At 38.9% G+C, this 11,354-nt stretch carries 7 protein-coding genes and 1 pseudogene; 7 read left to right on the forward strand and 1 reads right to left on the reverse strand.

The features are described 5' to 3' along the window. The first annotated feature begins 1 nt into the window (after position 1). The 7 genes and pseudogenes from BC659_RS11455 to BC659_RS11480 all read left to right on the forward strand — a co-directional run bounded on the left by BC659_RS11455 (position 2) and on the right by BC659_RS11480 (position 10,263). On the forward strand, positions 2–3,811 hold the full coding sequence (locus BC659_RS11455) for a beta strand repeat-containing protein (protein ID WP_133474892.1): 3,810 nt from the start codon (positions 2–4) through the stop codon (positions 3,809–3,811). A gap of 2 nt (positions 3,812–3,813) precedes the next feature. Continuing rightward, the gene (locus BC659_RS11460; protein WP_133474893.1) at positions 3,814–5,196 is read left to right on the forward strand and encodes a hypothetical protein; all 1,383 of its coding nucleotides are present in this window, start codon (positions 3,814–3,816) and stop codon (positions 5,194–5,196) included. 84 nt (positions 5,197–5,280) lie between these two features. Then, positions 5,281–5,487: pseudogene (locus BC659_RS17150) on the forward strand (IPT/TIG domain-containing protein); the annotation flags it as partial. A 102-nt stretch (positions 5,488–5,589) separates the two neighbouring features. Continuing rightward, positions 5,590–6,804 (forward strand): FG-GAP repeat domain-containing protein, encoded by a 1,215-nt coding sequence (locus BC659_RS11465; RefSeq protein ID WP_246027126.1) that lies wholly within the window; start codon positions 5,590–5,592, stop codon positions 6,802–6,804. A 271-nt stretch (positions 6,805–7,075) separates the two neighbouring features. Further along, positions 7,076–8,659, forward strand: coding sequence for an FG-GAP-like repeat-containing protein (locus BC659_RS11470; protein ID WP_133474895.1), 1,584 nt, complete (start codon positions 7,076–7,078; stop codon positions 8,657–8,659). 211 nt (positions 8,660–8,870) lie between these two features. Further along, positions 8,871–9,509, forward strand: a complete 639-nt coding sequence (locus BC659_RS11475; RefSeq protein WP_133474896.1) for a response regulator — start codon at positions 8,871–8,873, stop codon at positions 9,507–9,509. Positions 9,510–9,555: 46 nt separating this feature from the next. Next, positions 9,556–10,263, forward strand: coding sequence for a sensor histidine kinase (locus tag BC659_RS11480; protein WP_133474897.1), 708 nt, complete (start codon positions 9,556–9,558; stop codon positions 10,261–10,263). A gap of 8 nt (positions 10,264–10,271) precedes the next feature. On the opposite strand, the gene BC659_RS11485 is transcribed toward BC659_RS11480, so the two are convergent. Then, complete coding sequence (locus tag BC659_RS11485; RefSeq protein ID WP_133474898.1) at positions 10,272–11,168, reverse strand: sensor histidine kinase; 897 nt, start codon at positions 11,166–11,168, stop codon at positions 10,272–10,274. Positions 11,169–11,354 lie beyond the last annotated feature (186 nt).

Raw genomic sequence — 11,354 nt, forward strand, 5'->3', positions numbered from 1 at the left:
TATGTTTAAACGCATACTTTTTTTATTGATCTGGATATCCTTGGCGGCAGCGGTGCAAGCCCAAATTATTCCCAATGGGTTTTCATTTCAGGCAGTAGCCCGAGATGCGAATGGAAATATCGCACCTAACAGAGTTGTTTACATTCAGGCCGATGTATTAAAGGGAGCAACAAATGCCGTATCTGTTTACAATGAGTTACATCAGGTAACAACTACTGCAGAAGGTATTTTTTCCATTATTGTTGGCGAAGGTTCGCAACCAAGTACAAAGTTCTCAAATATCGTATGGTCTGATGACACTTATAGTTTAAAAGTGAAGATAGCAGTTACACCGGTTAATCCGCCCGTTAGCTGGACATATCAGAACGCTTTTATTGATGCCGGAACGGTTCAACTTCTAAGTGTGCCTTACGCAAAAGTGGCAGGCAATGGTGTTGATACCAGTAAGATTTTTTTCCTTCGTGATACGACTAAAATATTGGGCAATTACTTCAATATAAACAGGAATATTATTCCGCTTTTAAAAGAAAAACTCAATGTTGCTGACAGTATTACGGGTTATGTAACACCCGCTCAGCTTAAAAGTGCGGGGGGGGGAGCATCGGGATGGTACGATACTACTCAAATGTTGTCGGGGTACATGCGAAAGAACAATGCAGTAACAAGTATTTCCATAGACGGTGAAAATGGTATATATGGAACTGTCAAGAATCCATATTCTACACCTCTGTTGTCTCTTTCGCTAAAAGATATTACACCCTTATCCGTTAAATCTCCCTTTGGTAGTTTCAATAAATTGAATGCTGATTCTGTTTCCGCATCAGGTATCACAGGAACATTAGCAACGGCCTTGCAACCAAATATTACGGGGTTAGGTGTTTTGAGTTCGCTAACGGTCAGTGGAATACTGTCAGCGGGTACTCTAAGTGGAACATTATCACCTCAAATTTTATCTTCTATTACTTCTCTCGGAAATCTGTCTTCAATTACGGTAACCAATAATATTTCTACACAGTCATTCAATGCTCTTACGGGAAGCATTGCCAATTTGTCTATTCCGGGAACACTTGCCGCTACGAATGCAACGATCAGTAATCTAAGTGGATTAAATACACTAACGATTACGGGTGCAATTTCTGCCAATATCATTAGTGCTTCCAGTGGAGTTATTGGTAATTTATCTGTTCCTGGATCTATCACTGGAGGTTCATTTAATGGTATGTTGAACGGAACTATTATACAATCAAATCAACCTAATATTACGAGTATTGGTCAGTTAGGCAACCTGAGTGTAACAGGCACAGTACAGGCAGGTGTTTTGAGTGCTGCCACTTTGAATATATCTCAACTGGGAGGGCTTTCCAATTTATCAGTAGCCAATACATTAGAAGCAGCAAGCCTTAAAGGAACTATTATACAATCAAATCAACCTAATATTACGAGTATTGGTCAGTTAGGCAACCTGAGTGTAACAGGCACAGTACAGGCAGGTGTTTTGAGTGCTGCCACTTTGAATATATCTCAATTGGGAGGACTTTCCAATTTATCAGTAGCCAATACATTAGAAGCAGCAAGCCTTAAAGGAACTATTATACAATCAAATCAACCTAATATTACGAGTGTTGGTCAGTTAGGCAACCTGAGTGTAACAGGTACAGTACAGGCTGGTGTTTTAAGTGCCACCACTTTGAATGTATCTCAACTGGGAGGACTTTCCAATTTATCAGTAGCCAATACATTAGAAGCGGCAAGTCTTAAAGGAACTATTATACAAGCGAGCCAACCTAATATTACGGGTGTTGGTCAGTTAGGTAACCTGAGTGTAACAGGCACAGTACAGGCAGGTGTTTTGAGTGCCACCACTTTGAATGTATCTCAACTGGGAGGACTTTCCAATTTATCAGTAGCCAATACATTAGAAGCGGCAAGTCTTAAAGGAACTATTATACAAGCGAGCCAACCTAATATTACGGGTGTTGGTCAGTTAGGTAACCTGAGTGTAACAGGCACAGTACAGGCAGGTGTTTTGAGTGCCACCACTTTGAATGTATCTCAACTGGGAGGACTTTCCAATTTATCAGTAGCCAATACATTAGAAGCGGCAAGTCTTAAAGGAACTATTATACAAGCGAGCCAACCTAATATTACGGGTGTTGGTCAGTTATCAAACCTGAGTGTAACAGGCACAGTACAGGCAGGTGTTTTGAGTGCTGCCACTTTGAATATATCTCAACTGGGAGGGCTTTCCAATTTATCAGTAGCCAATACATTAGAAGCGGCAAGTCTTAAAGGAACAATTACAGAAGCGAGTCAGCCTAATATTACGGGTATTGGTCAGTTAGGTAACCTGAGTGTAACAGGCACAGTACAGGCTGGTGTTTTAAGTGCCACCACTTTGAATGTATCTCAACTGGGAGGGCTTTCCAATTTATCAGTAGCCAATACTTTAGAAGCGGCTAGTCTTAAAGGAACAATTACAGAAGCGAGTCAGCCGAATATTACGGGTGTAGGTCAGTTAGGTAACCTGAGTGTAACAGGCACAGTACAGGCAGGTGTTTTGAGTGCCACCACTTTGAATGTATCTCAACTGGGAGGGCTTTCCAATTTATCAGTAGCCAATACATTAGAAGCGGCAAGTCTTAAAGGAACTATTATACAAGCGAGCCAACCTAATATTACGAGTATTGGTCAGTTAGGCAACCTGAGTGTAACAGGCACAGTACAGGCAGGTGTTTTGAGTGCTGCCACTTTGAATGTATCTCAACTGGGAGGGCTTTCCAATTTATCAGTAGCCAATACATTAGAAGCAGCAAGTCTTAAAGGAACAATTACAGAAGCGAGTCAACCGAATATTACGAGTATTGGTCAGTTATCAAACTTGAGTGTAACAGGTACAGGTGTGGCAACTACCTTTAGCGCAACGAATGCTTCGTTTAGCAATATCAGTGGCCTGAATCTTATAACAGGTACAGTATCGGATGATATTGTTACCATTTCAAATGGGGTGCTACGAAAAAAAGCGGCTGAAACCTTTGCTGCTGATTTTGTGGTAACCGGAACCAGTTTTTTAAAATGGGCGGATGGCGAAACCGTTCCGGCAGCCGGAAAGACTGCGATACAGTTGTTACAGGAAGGGGCTGTGAAAGCAATACATCCTACATATAATAATCCATCTGTCTCTATCAATGCGACACCCTCAGGTGGGAATGTTGAAATAGGTTCCAATATCAGTGTTACACTGGGTTCTACATTTACGCAGAATGATGCTGGTGCTGCCACCACCACCACTTACAGGAAGAATGGAATCGGTATGGGTAGTAATACTGATAATGTTACCAATATCACTTCAGCCATAAGTTATACTGTAAATGTAGCCTATGGTCAGGGTGCTTGTAAAAATGATAATTTGGGTAACCTTGACTGTACCGGAAGAATTAATGCAGGAAGTGTTACCAGTAGTGCTATTACCTATACCCCGATGGCAAGAAGATATTGGGGCTATGCTTCTTCAACATCTCCAATCGATGCTAATATTATTGCTGTCTTAGGTGGAGGCGCGGAATTTTCGAATTCAAAAGCTAAGTCTTCTTTTACCATCACTCCACCGGGTACAGCCAACTATATATTCTTTGCTTATCCTGCCTCTTTGGGGACTTTAACCTCCATTATAGCAGGTGGTTTTGAAAGTATTGGCGCCTTTACATTAACCACCCGAACATTTGTGAATGCTTCCGGGTACAGCCAGAGTTATCATATTTACGTATCAAATAATACCTTTTCTTCAGCTGTAACCGGTATTACAACAAACTAATTATGAAAAAGATATTCATTCTGATTTTCGTACTAAGTCTTTTCGGCTTTAAAGCATCGGGACAAATCAAAGTCTTGGGATACCTGACTACCAATGACGGCAACTCCGTGTATCCCACACATATGGATCATCTGGGTTTTGGTGGTTATCGTGTAGTGGCAGACATAGCAGCCCGAAATGCCATCACTACCCAAAGAAGAAGTCTTGGAATGTTGGTGTATGTGCAGTCTGATAATACAATGTATGTGTTAAGAGATGTTACACTCGGAAATGCCGACTGGAGAGATCTGGGTTCTATACTAACCGTTTCATCATTAGGTTTGTTATCTAATCTTTCTGTTACAGGCGCCATACATACAGGTACCCTGAGTGGTCTTATCATAACAGCTGCACAGCCTAATATTACATCTCTTGGACAGTTAAATAATTTGTCGGTAAGTGGAACGATTGATGGGGGTTTTTTTAATGGTACATTGAGTGCAGCAACAGTAAATTCAATTACCAATCTTGCGAATGTGCAAAATCTTACCGTAATTAACCACCTGTCTGCAGGGACTATAGGAGGAACAATAAGTACTTCAGCTCAACCCAATATTACTTCTCTAGGGCAATTGACAAGCCTATCGGTAAGTGGAATGCTCCAGGCAGGAACCTTAAGCGGAACACTCAGTACTACCGCTATGAATTCAATAACTAGCTTGGCTAATGTTCAGCAGCTAACAGTAACTAATCATGTTTCAGCTGCAACTATTTCTGGTGTAATGACCACAAATGCACAACCTAATATTACTTCATTGGGTCAGTTAACGAGTTTGGCTGTTACAGGAACAATTCAGGGTGGTACAATCAGTGGTACACTGAGCAGTTCAGCGATGAATTCAATAACGAGTCTGGCAAATGTTCAAAACCTAACTGTATCAAGCAATTTATCAGCAGCTACTATTTCCGGAACCTTAACTACAGCCGCTCAGCCAAATATTACATCTGTCGGGCAACTAGGAAATTTATCTGTAAGTGGAACCGTTTCAGCAACAACGCTGAGCAGTACTTCAACAAATGTTACCCGTTATTCAGCTACTATGAATACTGTAAGTGGATCTTCTGCAAGCTTAACCATCGACATGAGTTTGGGGAATATAATAACGATCCCGATAGCAACCAATATCACTACGCTCACTTTCAGTAATCCCACAACTGGTCCTTCGTCTTATGTGATTAAAATTGCTTACAGTTCAGGAACTGCTTATACAATTACCTGGCCGGCATCTGTGAAATGGGCTGGTGCTTCAGCGCCGGTTTTAACTTGCGCGGCAGGAAAGACCGATATAATAAGCCTCATATTCGATGGTACCAATTATTTTGGCACATATGCATTGAATTTTTAACAAAGTGGTATAATGAGAAATGCTTCAATACAGTATAAAAAGCCAATTAACCTGAAGTATTTGCTTGCACTTTTTTCAATGTTCATGGTAATTGCATCAGGTGCACAACCGGTTATTAATTCATTTACACCTATAACCGGATCTACTGGTACATTTGGAACAACCATTGTAACGATTAATGGTAGTGGTTTCAGTACCACACCTGGTAATAATATTGTTTTTTTTGGGGCAGCATATGCTGCTGCAACAACTGCATCCTCTACCCAACTTACTGTAACTGCACCGGCAGGGGCTACTTGTAAATACCTGACTGTTGTAAATACCGAAACTGGTCTTTCTGGCACTGTCTATAGTCAAAATCCATTTATTTCAACATACTCCAATGAAGGGAGTATGAATTTTCCTTCCACCGCAGCTTTTACCTATACAGACGCTTTTGATATTCCTTATTTTAAGATGGCTGATATTGATGGTGATGGTAAAGTAGATATTGTGCATGTAGACTCATCGAAAGTGAAAATTTTGAGGAATTTATCTACTCCTGGAAACATAAATTTTGAAACTATAAATTTTTATGCAACACCAGACATTAATGCATCCAATGATATAAGTGGGTTAGCAATTGGGGATCTTACAGGTGATGGAAAACCCGAAATTGTGATTTCCAGTGATTCTGCCAATGGTCCTAATGTGAAAATTTATCCTAATCTCTCCACGCCTGGTGTTGTTAATCTGGGTGCATATTACAATCATGTATTTGTTGGGTTGATTATTGGTAATGATATTGCTTTGGCGGATTTCGATAATGATGGGAAAGTTGATATTGTTGTGCCAGTTTTTAGAACAAGTGATGGGGCATTTAATGTTCTGAAAAATAACTATGATGCCGGAACTGGTTTCGCATTTAGTACAACCAGCTATACAGTACCCGTTTCAACAAACCTCAGGGATGGCGATGTAACCAATCTGATTATGGCAGATTTTGACAGCGACAACCTCGTTGATGTTGGCCTGGTATTTCATTATTATGGTTTTGACAGTAATTTTGTAAATATTGTTTACAATAGTTCAACTGTTGGTAATATCAGTTTTGCCAGTCATTCCGGGAAAATAACACTAGGTCTGGGAGAGGATGTAGAAATTTTAGGCGGAAAGATTTATTATGCTAAAGCTATTGATCTTGATGGAGATGGAAAACCTGATATGGCTTCTTCAAATTATCAGGGAAATAATATCACTACACTTTTAAATCTGGGTACGCGAGGCTCTGGTAATCTGGCAACAAGGGTGGGTGTTTCAATTGGAGTCGGCACAGGGCCCAGTGCACTAGCAATAGGGGATTTAGACGGCGATGGGAAACCAGACTTGGTGGCTTCAGCTTCCTTATTTAATACTATTGTAGTACAACGTAATAATGCTGTTACTGGCAATATTCGTGTAGCTGCCAGGCGAACTTTTCCTGTACTCACAGCACCTATGTACTTAGAAATTTGTGATCTGGATGGTGACGGGTTGCCCGAAATCATTGTTTCGAGCAAAACAAATTTAAATGTGTATTCAAGTGGATTAAAAAAGGATAAAATGTTTCTACCAAAATTGCCATTTTAAAGAAAAGGTATTCGAAAAAATCAGAGAGAAGTGTTTTTAGGTTGGTAATTTCATGGTTATCTGGATGGGTAATATTTTTTGCAATGTCTGATTAGTAAATGAAAACAAAAAGTTGTTCTTTACCTTAAGCTTAAACAAGTCAGATAAAGGGTAATAATACTGGATGTTGATAGTTGTTGGTAGTAATGAAAAAGTAGAATTTGGCATTTTTCAATAGGATTAAATGATATTATGTAGTATTATTTTAAAGCTTTAAAACAAGTTATTAGTAATGAATAATGGAAACAAAGTTGCTACGATCATTTTCAGAATTGGAAGTATATTCCTGTTCCTTACTTTTACCTTTTTAGCAGGGGCACAGCCGGTCATTTCCTCCTTTACGCCTGCTTTGGGAAAAACTGGAAGCGCAGGCACAACATTGGTTACTATTAATGGATCGGGCTTCAGCACAACACCCGCAAATAATATCATTTTTTTTGGAGCAGTATCTGTAGCGGCTACAACAGCCAGCGCTACACAGCTTACTGTAAATGCACCAGCGGGTGCCACTTCTGAATACCTATCGGTTGTTAACCTTGAAACAGGGCTTAAAGGCTCTAATTATAGTCAGAATCCATTTATCCCTACATTTTACAATGAGGGTAGTATGTCCATTTCTTCATCAGCCAGTTTTAGTTACAGTGCTGCCATGAGGGCTCCGTATTTCAGAATGATGGATATGGATGGCGATGCGAAACCCGATATTGTTTTTGTATCCAGTAGTTCCACTATCTCTATTTTGCGAAATACATCTGGTATTGGTACAGTTAATTTTGATGCAGGTAATGTGTACACTGCCATTGATTTTGGCGTTGGTTACACCATTTTAGCATTTGATCTGTCAGATATGAATGGTGATGCAAAACCTGATATTGTAGCTTATGTTAGAACATCAGGTACAACTGATCAGCTAACGGTAGTACCCAATCTATCAACGTCAGGTACATTTATTATGGGAACTCCATTTGATAATAGTATAGCAACACGTTCTACTATATATACATTGAGGTTAGTTGATATGGATGGTGATGGAAAACCAGATATTCTCTTTTCACCTAACAATGAATTAACCACAAAACTTGTTATTTGGCGAAACCTGTATACCACCGGGGCTGGCTTTTCATTTGATATAAGCGAACATAATTCTCCCACTGGTTCATCCTCCAGGGCACTAAAAATTATAGACGCGGATTTTAATGGTGATAACCTAGTAGATATAGGGGTTTCGTTTGTTTCAGCAGGCACCATAAACTCTGCTATGTTTAGAATTTTTTACAATAGTTCTACTCCCGGTAGCATCAGTTTTAGCGGCAATGCAGGTATTTTCACCCTTGGTACAACCAGTAACACGGCTTTTACTGCTGGATTTTACTATTATGCAAATGCCCTTGATCTGGATGGCGATAATAAACCTGATGTAGCATCTGCCAACTATGGTGGAAATAATATTGCTACATTGCTTAACCTCGGTACGCAGGGTATTGGAAATCTGGCAACCCGTGTAGGTGTCTCTTTGGGAGGAGGTTCTCTACCCGGTTCACTGGCTTTTGGAGATGTTGACGGTGATGGAAAAATTGACCTGACTGCTACAGGGTCTGGCAACATCTATATTCAACGCAATAACTCAACCCTTTCTTCCATAGCGGTAGCGGGAAGAATAGTGGTGCCGGCACTTAGCAGTCCACTATATCATGAAATATGCGATATTGATCTTGATGGGTTACCCGATTTCATAGTTACCAATGCAAGTGTTATAGCCGTGTTTACGAATAACAAGAAAAATGCCCTGTTTCTATCTCCCCGGTTTCCGTTCTGAGAGTTTATTTATTAGTTATATTAATAATATTACTTTCTCGCATCATTATATAGATATTGATTGTTAATATTTTGAGCATCATATAATTTATAATAAGTAGTGCTTCAGCTAGGAAGCTGAGCCGAAAAACCATAAAAAGGAATAGGGAATAGCTAATAATGAGTGAGTAGTTATTTTTCAAATTTGTTTATACGCCCAGATAATAGCAAATATGAAAAATTTTTTGTTTGTTGATGATCATTCAATGGTAAGAGCAGGATTAATGACCATTGTTGCTTCGGAGTTTCCTGAAGCAGATTTTTTTGAAGCAGAAAATGAACGGCAGGCAATAGCCTTGATTGATAAGCATATTTTTTCCCTTATTATCATGGATATTAACATGCCTGATTCAGATTCAACCAGACTGTTGCAATATGCATTACGCATTCGACCCGAAACACCTGTTTTGATTCTTTCCATGAATGATGAAAAGAATTTCGCTATAAAATATTTTAAACTGGGTATTAAAGGGTTTGTACATAAGTCGGCCGGAGCCGGCGAAATCCTCAATGCGATGAATGCGCTATTGGAAGGAGGGATATACATTAGTGAATCACTTAAGAATGCCCTCTTGGAATCCTATGTTAGTCCACAAACAACCAATCCTTTCGAAACGCTTTCTGAAAGAGAGTTTCAGGTCATTCATGGCTTACTGGCAGGTAAAAATATTGCGCTAATTGCAGAAGAACTTTCGATCAATGTTTCTACTGTTTCCACTTACAAAGGTAAAGCTTGTGAAAAACTCGGTATTCCCAGGTCTGGTTTTGTAGAACTCGTATCGTTGGCTAGGTTGCATAATGTTGGTATGTAATAGAGCATAATTAATCAGCGATACATTTCACCCCTATTATACCATTATGACAGATAACTATTTGCTTGGATCGGCAGTAAGGGCGTTTTCCGGACACGAATTCAGAACGCCTATGACAGCTATTATTGGTCTGGCTAATATTATGCATGAAACAGCTGGTAAAATCAGTGTGGAAGAACAAAAAGAATTAACACATCATATTCTAACAAGTGCTCAGCACCTGATGAATGCATCGTTACGCGTATCTACCTGGTATGAGCTGACTAATAACAGGATTGAAAATAAAGAAATGTTTACGGTAACCGCCGATCAATTGCTGCAAATGGTTAAGGATAGCGGCGAAAGCCAACTTTGCACAGGCGAATTCTTTTCCTTTCATCAGGGAACAGAAAAACTATATATTTCCGGTAATGAAATGGTTTTGGTGATGGCCCTTAAAGAATTGTTTAATAATGCGTTTAAATTTGCCAAAAAAGGAACTGTTGTTAGCTTTTCTGTATTAGAAGAGAATAGGCATTACAAGATTATCATTAAAAATATCTCTGATAAAGTAAAATCATTCGACTTTGATAAATATACCGTGTTCACTCAGTTCGACAGACATTTTTATGAACAACAGGGTTTAGGTTTGGGACTTGAAATTGCCCGTCTGGGTATAACACTTTGTCAGGGAACGTACACTATGTCTGCAACAGTAGCTAATGATGATAACTTCAATGTTCGTTGTGAAATCAATCTACCGGTACCTGAATAGACAATCATTTATTGTGCTGATGCAACTGATTTACCTATTGGCGGTGTTCCATGATTAGGTAGTTCAAGGGTTATACTGCTACCCCTGTTGGGTTCTGTTATTATTCTGATTTTTCCTTTGAGTAAAGTAGCCAGATCATGCACAATTCTGAATCCGATTTGTGTACTTTCATTTGTTTTTTTTGTGATTACACCAAACTCAAGCTCAGTGGCTTTATCTTTGCTCATGCCATTGCCAGTATCGGTAATGATAATATAATTTTTCCCATCTTTTGGGTAACCAGTAATACTGATAGAGCCGGTATCGGTATTTTTTATAGCGTTATCGAGCAGGTTTCTGAGAATAATCTGTAGCAGATTAAAATCTGTTCTGATGTAATAATCAGGTTTCAAATCAATCTTCATCTCTAATCCTTTTTTTTGAGCCATATCAATATATATAGCACATTTGGATCGAATAAATTCATGGAGTTGTCCAATACTGGAGGATTCAATAAAACCTTTGTTGTTATTTTTTAGCCATTCGAGTAAATCATTTACAAAACCTACTATCTGGTACGAAGAGAAACTCATTTCATCAGTAAGACGTTTCAGCATTTTTGGTGTTATGGCATCCGATGATTGATTTAAATGAACAAGTGTTTTGTGCAGAAAAGATAAGGGTGATCGCAAATCATGAACTACAATACTGATGGCTCTTTCACGAAAAGTAATATTGTTTTTGAGATCTATTTCAACAGACTCCAGTTTAAGTTGGTAATGGGATAGGATAGCATTTTTTTCATCTATTTCACAAGTGAGTTTCCGGATTTTTGTACGGAAATGAAAAAAAAGATATATAATCAAAGCAATAGCCATCCCAAGTAAAATCAGTAGTATAGTAAAAGTGATTTTTTCTGAAAACATAATTATTAAATTTGAAATCCAGCTTATTTTAGTATTCACATAAACAAGCGTTTTTGTGGTTAGTCATGTCACTATTTAAAAAAGTAATTTTTTCGATGCACATTCATCGATAACAGCCTCAAGCCGACCCTTTGAGTTGCAAATATCCATTTTTTAAACGACAACCCTATCCGGTTTTTAATTAAA

This window comes from Sediminibacterium goheungense (assembly GCF_004361915.1).
Classification (GTDB): domain Bacteria; phylum Bacteroidota; class Bacteroidia; order Chitinophagales; family Chitinophagaceae; genus Sediminibacterium; species Sediminibacterium goheungense.